The sequence below is a fragment of the Nonomuraea sp. NPDC049655 genome (genome assembly GCF_044465465.1).
Taxonomy (GTDB): Bacteria; Actinomycetota; Actinomycetes; order Streptosporangiales; family Streptosporangiaceae; genus Nonomuraea.
Map to the genome: position 1 here is coordinate 155,812 of NZ_JBITLS010000002.1, position 21,057 is coordinate 176,868.

23 protein-coding genes are annotated in these 21,057 nt (G+C 73.0%); 11 read left to right on the plus strand and 12 right to left on the minus strand.

The window, feature by feature from the left end:
* The first annotated feature begins 69 nt into the window (after positions 1-69).
* Complete coding sequence (locus tag ACIBQ6_RS06035; protein WP_358294988.1) at positions 70-276, plus strand: hypothetical protein; 207 nt, start codon at positions 70-72, stop codon at positions 274-276.
* A 96-nt stretch (positions 277-372) separates the two neighbouring features.
* Positions 373-1,245 (plus strand): MaoC family dehydratase N-terminal domain-containing protein, encoded by an 873-nt coding sequence (locus ACIBQ6_RS06040; protein ID WP_397210455.1) that lies wholly within the window; start codon positions 373-375, stop codon positions 1,243-1,245.
* A 32-nt stretch (positions 1,246-1,277) separates the two neighbouring features.
* On the opposite strand, the gene ACIBQ6_RS06045 is transcribed toward ACIBQ6_RS06040, so the two are convergent.
* A complete protein-coding gene (locus ACIBQ6_RS06045; protein WP_397210456.1) occupies positions 1,278-1,841 on the minus strand; it encodes a TetR/AcrR family transcriptional regulator in 564 nt (187 codons plus the stop codon).
* Between the two features lie 91 nt (positions 1,842-1,932).
* Between ACIBQ6_RS06045 and ACIBQ6_RS06050 the strand changes: the two genes are divergently transcribed.
* Both ACIBQ6_RS06050 and ACIBQ6_RS06055 read left to right on the plus strand, forming a co-directional pair.
* On the plus strand, positions 1,933-2,316 hold the full coding sequence (locus ACIBQ6_RS06050; protein ID WP_358294991.1) for a nuclear transport factor 2 family protein: 384 nt from the start codon (positions 1,933-1,935) through the stop codon (positions 2,314-2,316).
* Positions 2,317-2,324: 8 nt separating this feature from the next.
* Positions 2,325-3,329, plus strand: coding sequence for an NAD(P)-dependent alcohol dehydrogenase (locus tag ACIBQ6_RS06055; RefSeq protein ID WP_397210457.1), 1,005 nt, complete (start codon positions 2,325-2,327; stop codon positions 3,327-3,329).
* A gap of 28 nt (positions 3,330-3,357) precedes the next feature.
* On the opposite strand, the gene ACIBQ6_RS06060 is transcribed toward ACIBQ6_RS06055, so the two are convergent.
* Positions 3,358-3,588 (minus strand): DUF6289 family protein, encoded by a 231-nt coding sequence (locus ACIBQ6_RS06060; RefSeq protein ID WP_397210458.1) that lies wholly within the window; start codon positions 3,586-3,588, stop codon positions 3,358-3,360.
* Between the two features lie 190 nt (positions 3,589-3,778).
* On the opposite strand from ACIBQ6_RS06060, the gene ACIBQ6_RS06065 reads away from it, so the two are divergent.
* The gene (locus ACIBQ6_RS06065) at positions 3,779-6,067 is read left to right on the plus strand and encodes a polysaccharide lyase 8 family protein (RefSeq protein ID WP_397210459.1); all 2,289 of its coding nucleotides are present in this window, start codon (positions 3,779-3,781) and stop codon (positions 6,065-6,067) included.
* Positions 6,068-6,083: 16 nt separating this feature from the next.
* Here ACIBQ6_RS06065 and ACIBQ6_RS06070 read toward each other — a convergent pair whose 3' ends face one another.
* The 3 genes from ACIBQ6_RS06070 to ACIBQ6_RS06080 all read right to left on the minus strand — a co-directional run bounded on the left by ACIBQ6_RS06070 (position 6,084) and on the right by ACIBQ6_RS06080 (position 9,475).
* Positions 6,084-7,343, minus strand: coding sequence for an NAD(P)/FAD-dependent oxidoreductase (locus tag ACIBQ6_RS06070; RefSeq protein WP_397210460.1), 1,260 nt, complete (start codon positions 7,341-7,343; stop codon positions 6,084-6,086).
* Positions 7,344-7,443: 100 nt separating this feature from the next.
* Complete coding sequence (locus ACIBQ6_RS06075; protein WP_358294996.1) at positions 7,444-9,054, minus strand: multicopper oxidase family protein; 1,611 nt, start codon at positions 9,052-9,054, stop codon at positions 7,444-7,446.
* Positions 9,047-9,475, minus strand: a complete 429-nt coding sequence (locus ACIBQ6_RS06080; protein ID WP_397210461.1) for a hypothetical protein — start codon at positions 9,473-9,475, stop codon at positions 9,047-9,049. Before ACIBQ6_RS06080 ends, ACIBQ6_RS06075 begins: the two co-directional genes overlap by 8 nt.
* A gap of 105 nt (positions 9,476-9,580) precedes the next feature.
* Between ACIBQ6_RS06080 and ACIBQ6_RS06085 the strand changes: the two genes are divergently transcribed.
* Positions 9,581-10,477, plus strand: coding sequence for a LysR family transcriptional regulator (locus tag ACIBQ6_RS06085; RefSeq protein ID WP_397210462.1), 897 nt, complete (start codon positions 9,581-9,583; stop codon positions 10,475-10,477).
* Positions 10,478-10,488: 11 nt separating this feature from the next.
* Here ACIBQ6_RS06085 and ACIBQ6_RS06090 read toward each other — a convergent pair whose 3' ends face one another.
* Complete coding sequence (locus tag ACIBQ6_RS06090) at positions 10,489-11,478, minus strand: threonine/serine dehydratase (protein WP_397210463.1); 990 nt, start codon at positions 11,476-11,478, stop codon at positions 10,489-10,491.
* A gap of 155 nt (positions 11,479-11,633) precedes the next feature.
* Between ACIBQ6_RS06090 and ACIBQ6_RS06095 the strand changes: the two genes are divergently transcribed.
* The 4 genes from ACIBQ6_RS06095 to ACIBQ6_RS06110 all read left to right on the plus strand — a co-directional run bounded on the left by ACIBQ6_RS06095 (position 11,634) and on the right by ACIBQ6_RS06110 (position 15,613).
* On the plus strand, positions 11,634-12,818 hold the full coding sequence (locus ACIBQ6_RS06095) for a hypothetical protein (protein ID WP_397210464.1): 1,185 nt from the start codon (positions 11,634-11,636) through the stop codon (positions 12,816-12,818).
* 45 nt (positions 12,819-12,863) lie between these two features.
* Complete coding sequence (locus tag ACIBQ6_RS06100; RefSeq protein WP_397210465.1) at positions 12,864-13,277, plus strand: SRPBCC family protein; 414 nt, start codon at positions 12,864-12,866, stop codon at positions 13,275-13,277.
* A 222-nt stretch (positions 13,278-13,499) separates the two neighbouring features.
* Positions 13,500-14,249 (plus strand): GNAT family N-acetyltransferase, encoded by a 750-nt coding sequence (locus ACIBQ6_RS06105; protein ID WP_397210466.1) that lies wholly within the window; start codon positions 13,500-13,502, stop codon positions 14,247-14,249.
* Positions 14,250-14,443: 194 nt separating this feature from the next.
* Positions 14,444-15,613 (plus strand): MFS transporter, encoded by a 1,170-nt coding sequence (locus ACIBQ6_RS06110; RefSeq protein WP_397210467.1) that lies wholly within the window; start codon positions 14,444-14,446, stop codon positions 15,611-15,613.
* Between the two features lie 30 nt (positions 15,614-15,643).
* On the opposite strand, the gene ACIBQ6_RS06115 is transcribed toward ACIBQ6_RS06110, so the two are convergent.
* Both ACIBQ6_RS06115 and ACIBQ6_RS06120 read right to left on the minus strand, forming a co-directional pair.
* Complete coding sequence (locus ACIBQ6_RS06115; protein ID WP_397210468.1) at positions 15,644-15,973, minus strand: DUF3140 domain-containing protein; 330 nt, start codon at positions 15,971-15,973, stop codon at positions 15,644-15,646.
* Complete coding sequence (locus tag ACIBQ6_RS06120; RefSeq protein ID WP_397210469.1) at positions 15,970-16,209, minus strand: DUF2945 domain-containing protein; 240 nt, start codon at positions 16,207-16,209, stop codon at positions 15,970-15,972. The genes ACIBQ6_RS06115 and ACIBQ6_RS06120 overlap by 4 nt, the downstream gene beginning before the upstream one ends.
* Positions 16,210-16,377: 168 nt before the next feature.
* Between ACIBQ6_RS06120 and gdhA the strand changes: the two genes are divergently transcribed.
* Positions 16,378-17,721: an NADP-specific glutamate dehydrogenase gene (gene gdhA / locus ACIBQ6_RS06125; protein WP_358295022.1), complete on the plus strand. Its 1,344-nt coding sequence runs from the start codon at positions 16,378-16,380 to the stop codon at positions 17,719-17,721.
* Between the two features lie 66 nt (positions 17,722-17,787).
* On the opposite strand, the gene ACIBQ6_RS06130 is transcribed toward gdhA, so the two are convergent.
* The 4 genes from ACIBQ6_RS06130 to ACIBQ6_RS06145 all read right to left on the minus strand — a co-directional run bounded on the left by ACIBQ6_RS06130 (position 17,788) and on the right by ACIBQ6_RS06145 (position 21,019).
* The gene (locus ACIBQ6_RS06130) at positions 17,788-18,201 is read right to left on the minus strand and encodes a hypothetical protein (protein WP_397210470.1); all 414 of its coding nucleotides are present in this window, start codon (positions 18,199-18,201) and stop codon (positions 17,788-17,790) included.
* Positions 18,202-18,225: 24 nt separating this feature from the next.
* Complete coding sequence (locus tag ACIBQ6_RS06135) at positions 18,226-18,972, minus strand: alpha/beta fold hydrolase (protein WP_397210471.1); 747 nt, start codon at positions 18,970-18,972, stop codon at positions 18,226-18,228.
* Positions 18,973-18,993: 21 nt separating this feature from the next.
* Positions 18,994-19,137 (minus strand): hypothetical protein, encoded by a 144-nt coding sequence (locus ACIBQ6_RS06140; RefSeq protein WP_397210472.1) that lies wholly within the window; start codon positions 19,135-19,137, stop codon positions 18,994-18,996.
* Between the two features lie 133 nt (positions 19,138-19,270).
* The gene (locus ACIBQ6_RS06145) at positions 19,271-21,019 is read right to left on the minus strand and encodes a bifunctional metallophosphatase/5'-nucleotidase (RefSeq protein ID WP_397210473.1); all 1,749 of its coding nucleotides are present in this window, start codon (positions 21,017-21,019) and stop codon (positions 19,271-19,273) included.
* Positions 21,020-21,057 lie beyond the last annotated feature (38 nt).

The window sequence follows — 21,057 nt, forward strand, 5'->3', positions numbered from 1 at the left end:
CCGGCCGGACACCCTCCTGTCACGTAGAGTGCTGGACGATCACTCTCGGTAACTCCCATGGAGGTGTCCATGAAGCTCAAGGGCCGTCTCACCTGCGCCGTGGCCGGTGGCGCGCTGCTGACCGTCGCGCTCACCACTCCGGCCGCGGCCGACTCGCTGGCCGCCGGCGGGCCCGTCGGCGCGCTGCTCCAGCCGGTGCTGGACGTGTTCAACATGGTCAACGACACGTCCACCCTCGGCGCCCTGCTGCCCGGCGGCATCATCTCCGCCCGCTGACGCTCGCCCTCCCCCCGGGGCGACCGCGCACCGCCCTGCGGGCCCGGCCGGGGCGTACCGTGGTTCGCGGCGGTCACGGCGGAGGGCGGGAGCAACGTGCAGGGGTGGGAGCCGTCCACTGTCGTCAGTGACGAACTGGTCGACCCGACGCCGGTCGCCGCGCTCGCGGCCCTGTTCGACGACGGTGTGCCGGCGCCGGGACCGGGCTCGGAGCTGCCGCCGCTGTGGCATTGGGCGGCGCTGGCGCGCTGGCCCGTCTCGTCCGTGCTGGGGGGCGACGGGCATCCCGTACGCGGCTCGTTCCTGCCGCCCGTCGGCCTGCCGCGGCGGATGTTCGCCGGGGGCGAGGTCGTCTTCCACGGGCCGCTGCGGGTCGGCGAGACCGTACGCAGGCAGAGCGCGGTGGAGTCGGTCACCGAGAAGTCCGGGCGGTCGGGACGGCTGGTCGTGGTGGTCGTGCGCACCCGGCTGACCGGCCAGGACGGCAGCCCCGGGCTGGAGGAGCGGCAGGACCTGATCTACCGGGAGGCCGTGGCGCCCGCCGGCCCGGCGGCGGCGGCGGCCGAGGAGGCCGTGGCGGCGCGGGCCGCCGGTTCCCCGTTCCGCAGGGCGGGCGCCTGGGAGTGGCACTTCGACACCGATCCGACCCTGCTCATGCGTTTCTCGGCGGCCACCGCCAACGCCCACCGCATCCACTACGACTGGCCGTACGCCACCCGCGTGGAGGGCTATCCCGGCCTGGTGGTGCACGGGCCGCTGATGACCCTCGCCCTGGCCGAGACGCTGCGGCTGGAGGGGCGTCCCGAGCGGGTGACGCGCATCGCGCATCGCAACAACCGCCCGCTGTTCTGCGGACAGCGGGCCCGGCTGCTCGGCCGCAGGACGGCGGACGGCTTCGCGCTCGACCTGACCGGCCCGGCGGCCGCGACGACCGGCCCGCACACCACCCTGACCGTGACGGCCCGGTAGGCGCCGCTCGGGGGCTGCGCCGCGACCGCCCGTCAGGGGGTGATGACGTGTTCGGCCAGCTCGCGGGCGGCGGCGGCCGGGTTCGTGCCGGGGCGGGTCGCGCCGACGGCGAGGGTGCCGTCGATGAGGATGAGGAGCTGGTCGGCGGCGTGGCCGGGGCGCGGGTGGCCGAGCGCGGTCAGCTCGCGCGCCAGCAGCTCGTGCACCTGCCGGCGGTAGTCGCGGGTGATCTCGTGCGCGGGATGGGCGGGGTCGGTCAGGCCGAGGTCGGCGGCCAGGTAGCGGCAACCGTGGAAGCCGGGCGTGGCGACGATCTCGCCGATGCGGTCGAAGACGGCCAGCAGGCGCTCGCGCGGGTCGTGGCCGGCGGCGTCCATGGTGCGGCGGTAGTCGGCGGCGTCGGAGTCGGCGGCTGACCTGAGCACCTCGACGATCAGGCCGTCCTTGCCGCCGAAGTGCTCGTACAGCGAGCGCCGGGCCACGTTGGCCGCCTTGAGCAGCGCGTCGACGCCGACATTGACCCCCTGGCTGTAGATCAGCTGGTCGGCGGCCGTCAGCAGGCGCTCCCGGGGGCCCGGCCCCGTACGAACAGTCATGGATTCAGGTTGCCACGGGTTGACGAGTAGATCAACCGGTCGATATACATAGATAGACCGATCGATCTACCCGCTTTCTTCTGGAGGAACCGTGTCCTTCCCATCCACCGCCGACGTCATGGAGCGCTTCAACCGGGCCTTCGTCGAGCGTGACCGCCACCTGCTCGACGACCTGGTCGCCGAGGACTGCGTGATGGAGTCCGTGCAGCCGGCCCCCACCGGCGAACGCGTCACCGGCCGCCAGGCGTGCCTGGACTGGTGGGGCGCGCTCGTGGACGACCTGACCAGCGCGTTCGAGCCGCAGGAGGTCATCGTCGCCGGTGACCGCGCCACCATCCACTGGCACTACCGCTACGGCACCGGCCCCTCCGACTGGGTCAGCGGCGTCAACCTCATGCGCGTCCGCGACGGGCAGATCGTCGAGGCGCTCGGCTTCAGCAAGACCGCCGGCGAAGTTCCCCTGGCGACCGCCTGATGAACGTCATGCGCAGCTACCACGTCGACAGCGGAGCCGGCATCGAGGGCCTGTCGATCAAGGAACACCCCGTCCCCACTCCCGGCCCCGGGCAGGTGGTGGTCGCGGTACGGGCCACCTCCCTCAGCTTCCGCGAGCTGATGATCCTGCGCGGCGCCTACGTGCTCCCGGTCAAACCGGACGTGGTGCCGGTCTCCGACGGCGCCGGCGAGGTCGTCGCGACCGGCCCCGGCGTCGAGTCGGTCGGCGTCGGCGACCGGGTCACCGCCACCCTGTTCCCGAGCTGGCAGGACGGCCCGTTCGCGCTGCGGCACCTGCCGCAGCTCGGCGGCTCGCTGGACGGCATGCTCACCGAGTACGCGCTGCTCGACGAGCACGCGCTCGTGCCGATCCCGGCCCACCTGTCCTACGAGGAGGCCGCGACGCTGCCCTGCGCCGCGGTCACCGCCTGGAACGCCCTGACCGGCGACGGCACCGGCCCGGTGCCCGGCCGGACCGTCGTCACCCAGGGCACCGGCGGGGTGTCGCTGTTCGCGCTGCAGTTCGCCAAGGCGCTGGGCGCCCGGGTGATCGCCACGACCAGCAGCCCGGCCAAGGCCGAACGCCTGTACGCGCTGGGCGCCGACGAGGTCGTCGACTACCGGGCCACCCCCGACTGGCCGGTCAGGGTGCGCGAGCTGACCGGGGGCGAGGGCGCGGAACACGTCATCGACGTCGCCGGCGACCTCGGGCGGTCGCTGGCGGCCACCGCGATCGGGGGCCAGGTGGCCAGTGTCGGGTTCGTCCTCGGCGACCCGCCGCCCCTCGACGCGCGGGCGGTCTTCAGTGCCGGAGCCACGCTGCGGGGCATCGCCGTCGGCAGCCGCGCGCAGTTCCTGGCCATGAACCGGCTCATCGAGGCCCACCGGCTGCGCCCGGTCATCGACCGCGTCTTCCCCTTCGACCAGGCGCCCGACGCCTACCGCCACTACGCGTCGGGCAGCCCGTTCGGCAAGGTCGTGATCACGGTGTGAGCCTGCTGGAGCCGCGCGCGACTTCGCCCTAGCAGGGGGTCTCGTGGAACTCCGGGTACGAGCCGCGGGTGCCCACCCACGTCACGTCGCCCACGCAGTTCTCGTACTTGACGCCGACCACCGTGGTCCGGGTGGAGTCGCTGTAGTAGTACGTCTCGCAGTGGTAGTCGATCTGGCAGGCGCGGGCCTGGGCGGGGGAGCCGACGACGGTGAGCGTGCCGAGGGCGAGCATGACGGCGAGCGATGCGCGACGAATCATGGAGATCCTCTCTGACGCGAGGAAGCGCTACTGCCCCTGATGATCGATCGCCGGAGCGAACAGTTCAATACGGTTCATCACAGTTCAATGCACCAGATGCCGGGTACCCGTCGCGAAGGCGAAATGATCGCCCCTGTCACCGACATAGGATCTTTTCATCTGGTAGATGGCCGATTGTCGAAAGGCTTCCATGACCCACCCCCTCAGCCGCCGGTCCGCCCTGCTGGGGGCCGCGGCCGTGGCCGGTATCGCCCTGTGGGAGAAGCCGGCCGAGGCGACCGGCGCCGCCGCGTTCGACGCGGCCCGGGAGCGATGGGTGAGCCTGCTGGCCGGCGCCACGTACGACCCGGCGTACCTGGACAAGACGCAGGCCGTCGAGGGTTCGGCCAACGCGGTGCTGCGCAAGATGGACCCCGCTCCCGGCCGGCCGAGCCTGTGGCCCGACCTGCCGCTCGACGACCCCCGTACGGGCAACTTCAACCGCGCCTACAACCGCATGCGCACGCTGGCGCTCGGCTGGGCCACGCCGGGCACCGACATGCACCGGGACCAGCGGGTCGCCGAGACCGCGGCCAGGGCTCTGGACTTCCTGTACGAGCACGCCTACCGCGAGGGCCTCGACCGCCGCGGCAGCAACTGGTACTGGTGGGAGATCGGCGTCCCGCGCGCGCTGACCGACACCTGCGCCCTGCTCTACGACGGCCTGCCCAAGGACGACCTGCGCCGCTGGCTGCGCCCGCTGCGCCACTGGTGCCCCGACCCCGAGCGCCGCGTCAGCCACCCCGGCGTGGTCGAGACCGGCGCCAACCGGGCGAGCAAGGCCATGGCGGTGGCGATGCGCGGGCTGCTCACCCACGACGCCCGCCTGCTCAAACGGGCCAGGAAGGCCGTCTCCGACCTGCTGCGCCGCACCGGCGGGCCGGGCGACGGCTTCTACCGCGACGGCTCCTTCATCCAGCACGGCGTGTTCCCCTACAACGGCAGCTACGGCGTGGACTACCTGGAGAGCGTGGCCAAGCTGATCGCCATGCTGGCCAGGTCGCCGTGGGAGATCCGCGACGTCGGGAACGTCTACGACATCGTCGACCGCTCGTTCACGCCGTTCATCTTCGACGGGCTGATGATGGACTGCGTGCGCGGCCGGCAGATCTCGGTGCAGGGCCACCGCGACCACCACTCCGGGCAGAAGGCGGTCGAGGCCATCCTGACGCTGCTGGAGACGGCGCCCGAGCGCCACGCCCGGCGCTGGCGGCCGATGTTGAAGGGCTGGCTCACGCGCAACCAGGCCGTCCCGTACGCCGCGGTCGCCCCGCTGGCGAGCGTCGCGCGGGCGGAGGCGCTGCTGGCGGACGCGTCCGTGCCGGTCGGCCCCCGCACGACCGGCACGTACGTCTTCGCCGACATGGACCGGGTCGTGCACCGGCGTCCCACCTGGGCGTACGCGATCGCGATGAGCTCGGAGCGCATCGGCGCGGCCGAGGGCATGAACCAGGAGAACCTGCACGGCTGGTACACCGGCGACGGCATGACGTACCTCTACACCGCCGACCTGACCCACTGGAACGACGACCTGTGGCCGACGATCGACCCGTACCGGCTGCCGGGCACCACGGTCGACACCCGCGGGCGCGCCGACCTCCCGCACGGCGCGCGCCGCCTGCCGCCCACCCCGTGGGCGGGCGGCGCGGCGCTCGACGGCGAGTACGGCGTGGCGGCGATGAGGCTGATCGCCGACGGCTCCTCGCTGCGGGCCAGGAAGGCGTGGTTCCTGCTCGACGACGGCGTGATCGCCCTCGGCGCCGGCATCACCGCCTCCGACGGCCGCCGCGTCGAGACCGTCGTGGAGAACCGCAACACCCACGGCGCCCATCCCCCGCTGACCCGCGGCGACGGCTGGATCCACCTGTCCGGCGTGGCCGGGTACGCGCTGCTCGACGGCGCCGAGGCCAAGGTGATCCGCGAGCGGCGCACCGGGCGCTGGCGCGACATCGACACCGGCGCCACCACCGGCGGCGACCGGACCCCCGTCACCCGGCACTACACGACGATCCTGGTGGACCACGGCGTCGATCCGCGCCGGGCCCGCTACGCCTACGCCGTGCTGCCCGACGCCACCGCCGAGCAGACCGCGGCCTACCGCGACCGGGTCCAGATCCTGGCCAACTCCCGCACGGTGCAGGCCGTCAGCCGGGACGACCTGATCGCCGCCGTGTTCTGGCGCGCGGGGACCGTCGAGACCCCGCACGGGCCGCTGGCCGCCGACGGGCCGTGCGCCGTGCTGCTCCGCCACGACCGTCACCGGGTCCGGCTGGCCGTCGCGGACCCGTCCAGGACCGCCGACGAGGTGCGGATCAAGCTGCCGTGGCCGGTCAGGTCGGTCAAGGAGGGCGACCGGGGGGTGCGCCGGTCCAAGCGGGCGGTCAAGGTCGAGGTCGGCGGCAGCCGCGGGCACACCCGCGCGGCGGTCCTGCGCGTCTGAGCAGGGGCGTCGCCGTTCAGGAGACGCCGGTGGGGGCGTGCGGCAGGAGCTCCGTCATCGGGACGCCGGGGTCGGCCAGCCGGCGCGGATCGGCGGTGTGCCCGGCGGCGACCAGGGCCCGGAGGTGGCCGGCGGCGTCCTGGCCGTCCGTCTGGCCGTCCATGGTCAGGGCGGCCACCGGCACGCCGCGGTCGAGCCAGAAGGCGGTGAACCCGGGCTCCCCCGGCTCGCCCCTGGTGACGACGCGGTCGGAGGTGGTGGGCAGGCCGACGTATTCGAGGGTGGACCCGTACTGCGTGGAGAAGAAGTACGGGACGTGGTCGATGGTGACCGGCTCGCCCACCAGTGTGGCCGCGGCGGCGGTCCCGTGGACGACGGCGTTGTCCCAATGCTCGATCCGGACCGGTTTCAGGTAGCGCGGGTGCCGGTGGCGGGCGACGTCGCCGGCGGCCAGCGCGGCCGGGTGCGAGGTGCGCAGGCAGCCGTCGGTGACGATGCCGCCGTCGACGCGCAGCCCCGCCGCCTCGGCCAGCTCGGTGCGGGGGACGGCGCCCACGGCGACCACGACGAGGTCGGCCGGGACGCGCCGCCCGGCGACCGTGCGCACCGCCTCGACCGAGCGCGTCCCGAGCACGGCCTCGACGCCGTCGCCGGTGAGCAGCTCGACGCCGTGGTCGAGGTGCCGGCGGGCGACGGCGCCGCCGATCCGGTCGCCCAGCACGTGGTAGAGCGGCGTGGGCAGCGGGTCGACGACGGTCGTGCGCACGCCGAGCGCGCGGGCGGCGGCGGCGACCTCGCAGCCGAGCCAGCCGGCTCCGACCACGACGACGGCGGAGGCCGCGCGCAGGGCCGCGCCGAGGCGTTCGCTGTCCTCGCGGTCGCGCAGGTAGTGGACGCCGTCGAGGTCGGCGCCCGGCACCCGGAGGCGGCGCGGGCGGGCGCCGGTGGCGATCAGCACCTGCCCGAACGGCAACTCCACGTTGCGCCCCAGCTTCACCCGCCGGCCGTCGAGGTCGAGCAGGGTGGCGGGGGCGCCGAGGGCGAGGGCGACGTCCTGGGCGGCGTAGAACCGCGGGTCCAGGACGTCGAGCTCGGCGGCCTCGGTGGTGCCCAGCAGGTAGCCCTTGGACAGCGCGGGACGCTGGTAGGGCAGGTGGTGCTCGGCGCCGACGAGCGTGAGCGGCCCGTCGTAGCCGTGGTCGAGCCGCAGGGCCCGCGCGGCCTGGGCGCCGGCGAGACTCGCGCCGATGATGACGATGCCGGGATCGGCGGGCATGGAGACACTCCTTGTGAACGGGACCGGGGTGGCGCGGAGGGCAGACGACCTGGAGGCCGGCGCGGGGATGTCAGACGACCTGGAGGCCGGCGCGGGGGTGTCAGACGACCTGGAGGTTGGCCATCATGGCCATGTCCTCGTGCTCGGCGTTGTGGCAGTGGAAGAGGTAGCGGCCGCGGTAGCCGTCGAACCGGGTGATGATCTCCACCGACTCGCCCGGACGCAGGGAGACGGTGTCCTTCAGCCCAGCGTCATGGGGCAACGGCGGCCGGCCGCTGCGCGCGAGCACCCGGAAGCCGACCAGGTGCAGGTGGACGGGGTGGTGGACGTCGGCGACCATCCGCCACACCTCGACGTCGCCGAGGCCCACGGTGACGTCGGACCGGGCGGGGTCGAACGGCAGCCCGCCGATCAGCCAGCCGCGGCCGTCGTGCATCCGGCCGGCGCGGAAGGACAGCTCGCGCACCCGGACGGCGTCCGCCCGCCGCCACTCCGGCAGGTCGGTGGACAACACCCGCGGGACCCGGCTGTCGTCGGCCGCGGCGCGCGCGACCCGGAAGGCCATCACGTCCCGGGTGCGGCCCGAGCCGAGCCGGTTGACGATCCGGACCCGCCCGCCGACCGGGACGCGGGCGAAGTCCACGACCACGTCGTAGCGCTCGGCCGGCGCGATCGGCAGGACCTGGTGGGTGACGGGGGCCGCGAGCAGCCCCTGGTCGGCGCCGATCTGCACGAGGTCGAGCCGCCGCCCGTCGTCGAGCACGGCTTCGAGCTCGTAGTGGCGAGCGTTGGAGGCGTTCAGCAGGCGCAGCCGGTAGCGGGCCGCGTCCACCTCGTGGACGGGCCAGGGGGCGCCGTTGACCAGGATCACGTCCCCGAGCACCCCGGCCAGGTACGGTTCGAGCACGCCAGGCCGCTCCCGCAGGGTGGGGTCGAGGGCGGGGTAGGCGAGCTCGCCCTCGGCGGTGAACGCCCGGTCGGCGATCATGAGCGGCAGCTCGCGCGGCCCCGCGGGCAGGCCGAGCGCCTGCTCGGCGTCGTCGCGGACGATCTGCAGCCCGGCCAGGCCGCGCCAGATCGCGGGGGCGGTGAAGTCCATCCGGTGGTCGTGGTACCACAGCAGCGTCGGCCGCTGGTCCAGCGGGAAGGTGTAGTCCCTGGTCCGCCTGCTCAGCACGGCCCGGGGGTCGCGCATGTTCCCCATGCCGGAGCCGTGCGCCATGTGCATGGTGGGCTCCGTCCAGCCCTCGGGCAGCACGAGGTCGGTCGGGTAGCCGTCGGAGGCGGCCGGGGTGCGCCCGCCGTGCAGGTGGACGACGGTCGGCACGGGCAGGTCGTTGCGGTGCGTCACGGTGATCGGCCGGCCCCGGCGGGCCTCGATGGTCGGCCCGGGGAAGGTGCCCCCGTACGTCCAGGCCCGGGTGCGCACGCCGGGCAGGATCTCCAGGGTCGTCTCGCGCTGGACGATCTCGTAACGGTCGGCGCCGCCCGCGGTGCCGGACGGCGCCAGCACGGCGGGGATCGGCAACGGCACCTGGAACGGCGGCGGCAGCGGCAGGTCGCTGCGCAGCTCGGCGCCGGTGATCGAGGGCCGCCGGGCCATCGCGGCCGAGGCGCCCAGCCCGGTGGCCGCCATCAGCCCGAGCGCGCCGCCAATGCCGAGCGCCTGCCGCCTGGTCACGCCGCGCGCCGGCCGGTCGAGCTCAGGCATCGCGGGCCGCCCGACGCGGGAAGGGGCGGCGCCAGACGTCGATGAACTGCACCGTGAGCGCGGCGACGGTCGCCACCCCCAGCGGGATGTGCAGCCACAAAGCGCCGTCGAGCCCGGCGAAGTACTGCGCCGTCTCGGCCGCCACCACCGCCGCCGTGGCCAGGAACGGCCCGCTGCGGCGCAGGCGCGCCCACACCACGATCGTCACGATCAGCTGCAGGTAGCCGATGGAGGTGACCACGTCGGCGCCGAGGGAGTGCCAGCGCAGGCTGTCGTAGTCGCCGGTCAGGTAGACGCCGGCGAACACCGGCTGCCCGGCGATCGCCGCCATGTGGGCGCTGACCGTCGCCCGCAACGTCCAGCCCACGGGTGCCGTGCGGCGCGTGGCATCGGCTCGCGGTCCGTCGACCACGCTGAGCATCGGGGGTCCTCCTCATGTCCGTCCTGGTGGAACGCCTCCGACGCTATGGCTCCTGAGTTATCTTGTCCAAGATCTATATTGCTATGGTGTTATGCGTTGGGAGGCATGATGGATCTGAACGCCCTCCGCCAGTTCCTGGTGGTGGCCCGGCTGGAACACCTCAGCGCCGCCGCAGAGGAGCTGCGCGTCGCGCAGCCGTCCCTGAGCCGGACGATCGCCCGCCTGGAGAGCGAGCTGGGCACGCCGCTGTTCGACCGCGGCGGCCGGCTCCGCCTGAACGGCGCGGGCACGCTGTTCCGCGGCTTCGTCGAAAGGGCGCTCGGCGAGCTCGACGCCGGACGGCGAGCCGTCGCCGAGGCCGCCGAGGGGTTCGGCACCGTACGCCTGGCCTCGGAGACCTTCCTGACCCTCACCGGGCCGCTCGCGGCCTACAAGCGCGCCCATCCCGCCGCCGAGATCGAGCTCCACTGGGCCCCCGCCGACGACATGACCCGCCGCCTGCGCGCCCAGGAGTTCGACCTGTGCGTCGCCTCCCAGCCGATCCACGCCGACGGGCTGGAGGCGGCCGAGCTGCTGGACGAGCCGGTCGGGCTGGCCACCGCGCTCGACCACCCGCTGGCCGGCCGTACGTCGGTGACCATCGACGACCTCGCCGACCAGCCCTTCGTCACCGCCCGCAAGGGACACTGGCAGCGCCGGCTGCTCGACCGGCTCTTCGCCGCCAGGGGCCGCACGCCGCGGATCGTCTGCGAGGGCGACGAGTCCAGCGCCATCGCCGACCTGATCAGCACGGGGCTCGGCATCGGGCTCGTCCCGTCCCTCGCCCGCCGCTCCACCACCCGCGCCCCGCTGGCCTGGGTGGACGTCGACGACCCCGACTGCCGCCGCACGCTCACCCTGTTCTGGGGCGCCGACAGCCACCTGTCCACCGCCGCCCGCCTGATGCGCACCACCATCACCAGCTGGGACTGGCTGGCCGGCGAACCCCAGGAGAAACGCTGAGCGGTCGTGGTCTACGGCGGGGGTGCCCCGATCCAGCGGCGGTAGGCGTCCATGTCGACGTTGGCGCCGCAGACGATGGTGACCACGTGCCGGCCGGCGAAGCGGTCGCGGTCTTCGAGGATCGCCGCGACGCCCAGCGCGGCCGACGGCTCCACCACCAGGCCGGCGTGGTCGAGGAGCAGCCGCATGCCGGCCACGATCGACTCCTCCCGCACCAGGACGGCGTCGTCGGCGACCACGAGGAGGTCGTCCAGGACGGCCGGGATCGGACGCCGGCCCGCGACGCCGTCGGCGATGGTGCGGGTCGGGCCGGTGGGGACGACGCGCCGCCGTCGCCACGAGAGGGTCATCGCGGGCGCGCCCAGCGGCTGGACGCAGATCACCTCGACGCCGGGCGCGAGCTCCTTCAGCACGTGCCCCACGCCGGTGGCCAGCGCCCCGCCGCCGAGGGCGATCAACACGGCGTCGTACGGCGGCACGGCGTCGTGCCGCGGCAGGGCTCCGGCCAGTTCCAGGCCGATGGTCGCGGCGCCCTCGCAGGTCTCGATGTCGAGGCTGTCCTCGACCAGCCGGATGCCGTGGTGCCGGGCCATGGCCGCCGCCCGCTCCCGGGCCAGGTCGAAGTCGCCGTCCACGAGCTCCAGCCCGGCGTCCAGGGCGCGGATGCGGTCGAGCTTGGCGGCGGGCGCGGAGCGGGGGGCCACGACGGTGACGTCGAGGCCCCGCCGGCGGCCGGACCAGGCGAGAGCCTGGCCGAGGTTGCCCGCGCTGGCGCACACCACGGCCCGCGCGCCGCCATCGGCGAGCAGGCTCGCGACCAGCTCCGTGCCGCGGGCCTTGAAGCTGCGCACCGGGTTCGCCGTCTCCAGCTTGACGCTCACCGCGCACCCGAGGTGGGGCTCCAGCGCCGGGCAGGGGAACAGCGGCGTGTCGAGGAACATGGGGTCGATCATCGGGCGTGCCGCCCGGATCCGAGCAGTGTCGAGCCGCGTCTCCCGCACGACACACGAGCGTAGCAACGGCTCCCGCACGGCACAGGAGCGTGGCAACGGCTGGGCTGCGAGAACCCGGACACGCGGCGCGACCGTCCGTACACTTTCTGTCGCTGGTCTGCGGGGCCTTACGGCCCGGTCAAGAGAGGGCGGGGTGGGGAGCGATGAGCGAGGTCCACGGCGGCGGGCCGCCGCCGGGCGCCGCGGAGGCCGCCGGGCCGGAGTCGGTGACCTGTCACGAGGACCTGGTGAGGCTGCTGGCCGAGCAGTTCGCCCGGGCCGACGTGTCGCTGCGGGAGTTGCAGGCGCGGGCCGACAGGTCGGGCGGCGCCCGGTTGCCGCGCAGCACGTGCGCGGACATGCTGGCCGGTCGGCGCTTTCCCAAGAAGGCGGTCATGGTGGCGTTCCTGCGGGGGTGCCGCGTGCCCGAGCACCAGTTGCCCGCGTGGGAGCGGGCCTGGGACCGGGTGCGGATCAGCCGGCTGCCCGCCGGGTCCTGGGACGACCGCGGCTCGCCGGCGTCCGACGGCCCGCATACGTTCGGCAGCCCGCGGACGTCCGACGGCCCGCAGACAGCCGACAGCCCGCAGACGGCTGGCAGCTCGCAGACAGCCGGCAGCCCGCAGACGGCTGGCAGCTCGCAGGCGTCCGGTGGCATGCTGTCGGCCGCGGTCGGCTCGGCGGGGCCGGTGCTGCCGGGCGGGGCGGTGTCGGACGTGGGCGGTGGCGGGCTGCGGCGGGCCGTCCTGTTCGCCGGGATCGCCGTGCCGGTGGCCGCCGCGCTGGTCCTGGCCGTCGTCGTCGCCCTGCGGCTGTCGGGACGGCCAGAGCCGCGGCCCGAAGGCGCGTCCGGGCAGGCCGTGGACCCCGGCCAGATCGTCACCGACGACGGCCGCGCGTTCCCCCGCGGCGGGTCGAGCCGGTTCACCGTGAGCGTCAGCCCGGCCAACACCGGCGTACGGCTGATCCGCCGGCTCGACGCCGGCGTCGGCCTGCAGGACGCGACCATCACCGTGGACGGCGTGCCCGCGGCGAGGTGGCGGCCGCTGCTGGAGGACGCCGTCCACAAGTGGCGGAACCAGATCGTCGATCTTCCGCCGAGGCTGACGGCGGGCCGGCGGGCGCTCACCGTCGTCAACACGTGCGTGTCCGAGACGGGGTTCAACGAGTTCCTCTACACCGTGGAGCACCGGATCAACGGCGTCTGGTCGGTCGCCGACCGGGTCGACGTGGGCCCCGACCACCCCGCCAGCGAGGCGGCGCACGACTACCGCGTCGTGCGCGGCGACTGGGCCCACCACCAGACCTTCGCCTACCCGCCACGAAAGGAGGACTGGGACGTTCGCTAATATAGCGAAGTACTTCATAATGAAGTACGTAAACAAAGGATCCCCATGGCCTCCATCCGGCACGAAGTCGTCATCGACGCCTCCCCCGACCACATCTGGGACGTCCTGCGTGACGTCGGAGCCGTGCACGAACGGCTGCTCCCGGGCCGCGTCGAGAACACCAGGCTGGACGGCGACCAGCGGTTCCTGACGTTCCCCGACGGGCACGTGATCCGCGAGCTGATCGTGGCGATCGACGACGACGCCCGCCGTCTGGCCTACGCGGTCGTGGAGGGCGCGAGGCCGCCGCTGGCCCACCATCACGCCTCCTTCGAGGTCCGTCCGGAGGGCGAGGGGGCCGGCCGGCTGATCTGGATCACCGACGTGCTGCCCGACGCGCGAGCCGCCGAGGTCGGCCTGCGGATGCAGTACGGCGCGGCGGAGATGAAACAGACGATCGAAACCACGTCCCGCCACTAACCCCCGCGCCACCGACCGCCGCCGCCCCACCGCGACCCGCCGCTGCGCCGCCACAAAGGCCCGGCACGGGAGCTGCCTCAGAACCCCGTGCCGCGCCCGGCACGGGGCCCAGCACAAGGGGCCCAGCACAAGGGGGCCCGGCACAGAGGCGGGGCATGGGAGTCGGCACAAGGCCCGGCCACAGGGGCACCGTGGCCAGGTCATTAGGATGACCGGCGCCGGATGACCCCCCGTCCCTCCAGCCGGCTCCCCCGTACCACCCGAGAGGCGCACACCACGATGGCGGACCGCGACGCCACCCCGCTCGACGACCCGGTAGGCGCGTCACTGCGCGGCCGTCACGCGCACCTCGCCCGGCGGCTGGGCGCGGCGGTCACGTACCAGGCGGAGGTGGCGACCTTCTCCTCGGTCCCTGCCGAGCCGGACGAGCGGGCGTGGGCCGACCTGGCCCGGCTGCTCGGGCCGGGCGAGCTCGCCGACCTGTTCAGCTCCCCGGCGACCCCGCCACCCGGCTGGGAGCCGGTGTTCGCCCTCGACGGCCGCCAGCTGATCTGGGACGGCGGCGACCGCGTCCCCGCCGCGCCCGGCGACGTCACCGAGCTGGGCGCGGACGACGTCCCGCACATGCTCGACCTCGTCGCCAGGACGCGACCGGGGCCGTTCTGGGCGCGTACCCGCGAAATGGGCGCCTACCTCGGCGTCTTCGACGGCGGGAAGCTGGTCGCGATGGCGGGCGAGCGGCTGCGGCCGCCGGGCTGGACCGAGATCAGCGCCGTGTGCACCGCACCCGAGGCGCGCGGCCGAGGCCACGCGGGCCGCCTGGTCGGCGCGCTCGTCTCGCGGATCGTGGCCCGCGGCGAGCGCCCGTTCCTGCACGTGGCCGAGGCCAACACCGGCGCGATCGCCCTCTACGAGCGACTCGGCTTCCGAACCCGCCGAACCGTGACCTTCCGAGGCTTCCGCACCCCCTGACACCCCCGGGAGAGACCGTAACGGCTCGGGACGGTCCGGACGGCCAGGGGCTCTCGGGGCGGCCCCGGGTGGGCGATGCGGTCCTGGTGGAAAACGCGTTGCCCTGGACGCTCGGTGAAACGTATGGTTTTGCGCTCGTGGTCACAGTCGTGGAACGGGTCCTGCCGGCCCGGTTGGGGACAGGGTTCCGATGGTTGCTGGCGTCGAGCTGGCTGACGAATCTCGGTGACGGGATCGCGGCCGCCGCCGGCCCGCTGCTGATCGCGACGCTGACCCGCGACCCCCTGATGATCTCGCTGTCCGCCCTGGTGAGCTGGGCGCCGCCGCTGGCGTTCGGCCTGTACGCCGGCGTCCTGTCCGACCGGTACGACCGCCGCAGGATCGTGCTGGTCGCGAACGCCGTGCGCGCCGTGGTGCTGGCGGCGCTCGTCGTGCTCATGGCGACCGGCACCGTGACCGTGGCGACGGCGCTGGCGGCGCTCACGCTCCGGTCCATCGCCGAGGTGTTCGCCGACAACGCGACGTCCACGCTGACGCCGATGATGGTCTCCAGGGACGACCTGATCGTCGCCAACGCCCGCCTCGGCACCGGGTTCATCACGCTCAACCAGCTCGCCGGACCGCCGATCGGCGCGGCGCTGTTCGGACTGGGCCTGACCTGGCCGTTCGCGAGCCAGCTGCTCCTGGTGCTGGCGGGGATGGTCCTGGTCTCCCGCATCGCGCTGCCGGCGCGGGTCCGGCCGGACGACGCGCCGCGTCCGAACACCGTGCGTGAGCTCGTCGCCGGGTTCAGCTGGACCGTGCGGCACCCGGCGGTCCGCACGCTGGCGCTCACCATCCTGATCTTCAACTTCACCTTCGGCGCGGCCTGGTCGGTGCTCGTCCTCTACACCCAGGAGCAGCTCGGCCTCGGCGCGATGGGGTTCGGCCTGATGACCACCATCGGCGGGATCGGCGGCCTGATCGGCACCGGCCTGTACGGGACCATCACCCGCAGGGTCAGCCTCGGCGCCCTGATGCGCATCGGGCTCATCATCGAGACGTTCACCCACCTGGGCCTGGCCCTGACCCGTTCGCCGTGGGTCGCCGGAGCCATCTTCCTGGTCTTCGGCGCGCACGCCTTCATCTGGGGCACCACCTCGGGCACCGTCCGCCAGCGCGCGGTCCCGCAGGAGCTGCAGGGACGGGTGGGCAGCGTCAACACCGTCTGCGTCTACGCCGGCCTGGTGGTCGGCTCGCTGATCGGCGGCGTGCTGGCCACCCGGTTCGGCGTCGCGGCGCCCTTCTGGTTCGCCTTCGCCGGTTCGGCGGTGTTCGTGGTGCTGCTGTGGCGGCAGCTCATGCTCATCGCCCACGACGACTGAGCAGCGAGCGCCGCACGCCGCTCGTCCGTCTCACTTGAGCGGGTCGTGCCCCCAGTTCATCAGCGAGTGGCGCCACCGGGTCTCCCGGACGTCACCGGACGGGCGTTGCGCCAGGTGCCGGTGGATGTAGCCGATCACCTTGGTCATGTGCTCGTAGTCGTGGCCGGTCCAGGCGGACCTGCCCTTGCGCAGGAGCCGGACGATCTCGCGGCCGGAGGCGTGGCCGGTCGACTCGCCGCCGCCGTCCTGCTTCTGGCCGACCTCCTTCGACTCCTCGGTGTCCAGCCAGCGTTCCAGCTCGTGCGCGGTCATGTTGACGGCCTGGCCGAACTCGGCCGCCACGTCCCGGTCATCGCTCACTTCGCGCCCTTGCCCTTGTCCTTGCGCAGGGCGGACGGCTTGTGCACGGCCTCGTGCCCGCTCTTGTCGCTGCGCACGACGTACTGCGGGTCGTCGGGCGAGGCCGCCACCGTACGGCCGGCCTCCTTCGTCCTCTTGGTGATCTTCTTCTCCACCTTGCCGCGGGCCGTGGATCCGTGGCTCTTCCAGGAGACCTCGTCACCCACGGACGGATCGTCCTTGCGCTTGCCGGTCATAGGATCCGCGCTACCCCACCGCCCTCCCGCACTCGGTCAGGCGGGCAAACCTTCCTTTACCGGCGCCGTCCCGGGTCCGGCGACGGCGTCCTCGGGGCGGGGCGGCTGCTGCTCACGCGTGGCCGAATCGTAAAGTGAGCAGGATCGCACCAGTGATGTAGGGAGCCCTTGTTGCACGAGAAACTGTCGTCGACCTACGACAACGTCCTGCGCCGGAACCCCGGCGAGGTCGAGTTCCACCAGGCCGTGCGCGAGGTGCTCGAAAGTATCGGCCCAGTTCTCGGCAAGCATCCCGAGTACGCCGAATCGAAGATCATCGAGCGGATCTGCGAGCCCGAGCGGCAGATCATCTTTCGCGTGCCGTGGCTGGACGACCGGGGCGAGGTGCAGATCAACCGCGGCTTCCGGGTGGAGTTCAACAGCGCGCTCGGGCCGTACAAGGGCGGGCTGCGCTTCCACCCGTCGGTCTACCTGGGCATCGTGAAGTTCCTCGGGTTCGAGCAGATCTTCAAGAACGGCCTGACCGGCCTGCCCATCGGCGGCGGCAAGGGCGGCTCGGACTTCGACCCCAAGGGCCGCTCCGACCGCGAGGTGATGAACTTCTGCCAGAGCTTCATGACCGAGCTCTACCGGCACATCGGCGAGTACACCGACGTCCCGGCCGGTGACATCGGCGTCGGCGGGCGCGAGATCGGCTACCTGTTCGGCCAGTACAAGCGCATCACCAACCGCTACGAATCCGGCGTGATCACCGGCAAGGGCCTGGTCTACGGCGGCGCCCAGGTACGCACCGAGGCCACCGGCTACGGCTGCACGTTCTTCGTCGAGGAGATGCTCAAGGCTCGCGGCACGTCGTTCGACGGCAAGCGGGTCGTCGTGTCGGGCTCCGGCAACGTGGCCGTCTACACGATCGAGAAGATCGAGCAGCTCGGCGGCGTCGTGGTGGCCTGCTCCGACTCCTCCGGCTACGTGCTCGACGAGAAGGGCATCGACCTCGACCTGCTCAAGCAGGTCAAGCAGGTCGAGCGGGGCCGTCTGGAGACGTACGCCGAGCGCCGGGGCGAGCAGGCCGTCTTCGTCCCGGACCGCAGCGTGTGGGAGGTGCCCTGCGAGGTGGCGATGCCGTCCGCCACGCAGAACGAGATCACCGGCCGGGACGCCGCGTTCCTGGTGGACAACGGCTTGGTCGCGGTCGGCGAGGGGGCCAACATGCCGACCACGCCGGAGGGCATCAAGGTGTTCCTGGAGGCGGGCGTCGCGTTCGGGCCGGGCAAGGCCGCCAACGCGGGCGGGGTGGCCACCAGCGCGCTGGAGATGCAGCAGAACGCCAGCCGCGACTCCTGGACGTTCGAGTTCTCCGAGCGCCGCCTCCAGGAGATCATGCAGGACATCCACGGCCGCTGCCTGCAGACCGCCGACGAGTACGGCATGCCGGGCAACTACGTGGCCGGCGCCAACATCGACGGCTTCCGCCGGGTCGCCGACGCCATGCTCGCGCTGGGCCTCATCTGACCGCGCCGGCACCCCGGCCTGCCCTTCCGCCCCCGCCTGCCCTCCCGGCGCGGCATGCGCGAGAGGTCAGGCAGGGGCGCCGGGAGGCAGCTGGTGGTCGGCCCAGACGTAGGTCTCGGGCAGCAGGTCGGTGACGGGGACCATACGGAGACGGTCGCCGTCGCCCACGATGACCTGGAGGGCCGGGAAGTAGTCCAGCAGCACCTGACGGCAACGGCCGCACGGCGGGACGACCCCGCGCTCCCGGTCCCCCACCGCGACGATCGTGTCCAGCTCGTACGCGCCCTGGGCGGCCGCCGTGCCGATGAGGACCAGCTCGGCGCAGGGCCCGCCGGTGAAGTGGTAGGCGTTCACCGCCGTGACGATCCGGCCGTCGCGGGCGCGTGCGGCGGCCGCCATGGTGTGGTTGTCACCCCGGCACCGAGTGCGGGCGACCTCCGTGGCGGCCTGGACGAGTTCGCGGTCGACGTGCGGGCTCACTGCTCCTCCTCGTGACCTGGCGCGTCAGGCGCGGGTCTGCTCGCGCAGGAACCCGACGATCAGCTCGGTGACCTCGGCCGGCCGTTCCATGCTCGCCAGGTGGGCCGCCCAGGGCAGCTCGACGTTGCGGGCGGCGGGCAGGTCGGTCTCGGTGTGCCGGAAGTCGGCGACGTCGTGCGCGCCCGACACGGCCAGGCACGGCATCGTCACGGCCGCCGGGTCCACCTGGACCTTGACCGGGCCGACGACCCCCTCGGCGAGCTGGAGCTCGTAGGCGCGCAGCTGCATCTCGTGCACGGCCCGCCCGGCCTTCTCGTCGGCGTCGGGGCCCAGCCAGCGGTCGACCATCAGCTGCGCGGCGCCCGCCAGGTCGCCGGCCTCGACCAGCGCGTCCTCGCGCTCGCCGACCGCGCGCAGCTCGGCGCTCGGCTCCCGCCACGGCAGGGCGGCGGAGAGCAGGATCAGCGCCTCCACCCGCTCGGGGCTGCTCGCGGCGACCTCCAGCGCCACCTTCCCGCCGTAGGAGCAGCCGACCAGGAAGAACCGGTCGATGCCCAGGCTGTCGAGGAGGCTCAGCACGTCGCCGGAGTTGCTGTACGGCTCGGTGGGCAGCGGGCTCTGCCCGAAGCCGCGCAGGTCGCACCGGACCACCCGGAAGCCGGCGGCGATCAGGGCCTCCCACTGGGGGTCCCACATGCGCCGGTCGCAGACCCCCGCGTGCAGGAGGAGCAGGGCCGGTCCGTCGCCTGCCACGTCATGAGAAATCGTCATCGCGCAGACGTTACCAGTCATTCACTGACCGGTTTGTCCCACGCGAGACGGCGTCGGGGCTTTTCCGGCGACCCTGGCCATCCAGGCCGTCACGCCCAGCACCACCACCAGCGCGCGGCGCCCGACCGGCGACCGCAGCGCCGGCCCCGCGGCCACCACGGCCATCTCCTCCTCGTGCAGGGCGCGGTGCTCGGCTCCTGCATCGCCCTGGAAGTCATGCCGACGATATATACCGATGATCGGAGCATGACGCGACTCCGGGGCGCGGAGGGCCCCGTGGCCCCCCGCGCCCGGAGCACTACGGCAGGGCCACCGCGCGGTCCAAGGCGGGCGGGGTCAGCGGGCCCTGTCGCAGGTAGGCCCGCATGGCCTCGTAGTCGCGGCTGCCGCGCACCGCGTCGGTGTACCCGGCGAAGGCGGTGTAGCCGTCGGCGCCGAGCAGCGTGTACGCCGGCGCCGCGAGCCGGTAGGTCCGGCCGGTGTCGAGCGGCTGGCCGTTGATGACCACGTCGGCGGGGTTGATCCGGTCGCCCACGGGCCGGTTCGGGGAGTAGGAGAAGCGCACGTTCTTCGACACGGCCAGCGGGGCGAACTTCACGGTGCCGTCGGCCTGCGTCTGCCACTGCTGCTCCAGGGCCTGCTCAAGCTGCGAGCCCTTGACCGACACCGTGACCACCGGGTTGGCGTAGCCCCAGGCGGCCCACGACTCGCCCATGAGCACCTTGCCGTCGGCGTCGGCGGCGTTGGCGCCCTTGGCGAACCTCAGGTCGCCGCGCAGCGAGTTCGAGCCCTTGGTCGGCGCCACGGCCACCATGGCCAGGTCGGCCTTGCCGCCCTCGGTCTGCTGGGAGTCGAAGTACTCCACGTCGGCCACGGTGTTGCCGAGCGTGCTCTGCCCGGTCACGTCGCGGGTCCTGGTGAGGTCGCCGGTGATGGTCCCGTACGGCTTGGCGTAGGTCTCCTTCTGCATGGCGTTCCAGTGGTCGACCAGCTTCACCATGGCGGGGTCGGGCGTGATGTCGCGGGTCACCGGGTGGTTGGCCGCGGTGGTCGCGGTCCTGATGACGTCGCGGGTGCGGCGGTCGAGCTTGAGGTTGATCTCGCTGATGAGGCGGCCGTGGTTGGCGGCCTCGACGACCGGGCGGGGGTTGCCCGCGAGGTCGGGGATCGAGCAGTTGAAGTACCAGTGCCAGTGGCCCGTGACGATGGCGTCGATGTCGGGCGAGGCGTTCTTGGCGAAGTCCCAGATGGGGCCGGCCTTCTGGTCCCCGCAGCCGCTGTAGTCCTCGCCGGCCTTGCCGCCCTCGTGCACGTTGGCGACGATGGCCTTGACGCCGCGGCGCTTGAGGATCTCGGCGTACTTGTTGGCCGTCTCCACCAGCGGCAGGTTGTCCAGCGACGGCTGGTAGGAGGTGGAGCCGTCCACGGTGGTGGGCGTGGTCAGGTTGATGAACCCGACGGGGATGCCCTGGAACCGCTTGATCACGTACGGCGGGAGCACCGGGCGGGTGTCGCCCTTCATGGTGATGTTGGCCGTGGAGATGTCGAAGTCGGCGCCCTGGAAGGGCTGCCCGTCGGAGTCGGTGAAGCAGCTGTCGAGCCCGACCTCGCCGAAGCACTCCCCCTTGCCCATGTGGTCGCGCAGGAACTCCAGGGACCGGTCCAGCTCGTGGTTCCCGACCGTGGTGAACTCCACCTTGATCTTGTCCAGGAACTCGATCGTGGGCTCGTCGGCGTGGTAGGACACCTCGGTGGGCCAGCCGCTGAAGTTGTCGCCGCTGGAGAAGGTGACCGTGTTCTCGTGCCCCTGCCGGAGCCGGTCGAGATGCGCGGCCAGGTACGGCGCGCCGCCCACCACCAGCGTGTTCCCCTGCGGATCCTTGATCGTGCCGTCGGCGGCGTTGCTCTGCGGGGTGATGTAGCCGTGGAAGTCGGTGAGCGACAGCAACTGCACGTCCACAGGCTTGGGCGCGGCCAGTGCCGGTGAGGCGGACGAGGCCAGAGTGACGCCTAAGGCGACAATGATCCACTTACGGAACGAAGACACGCAGACTCCTAAACAAGGGGATATAGCGGGAGAAAAGA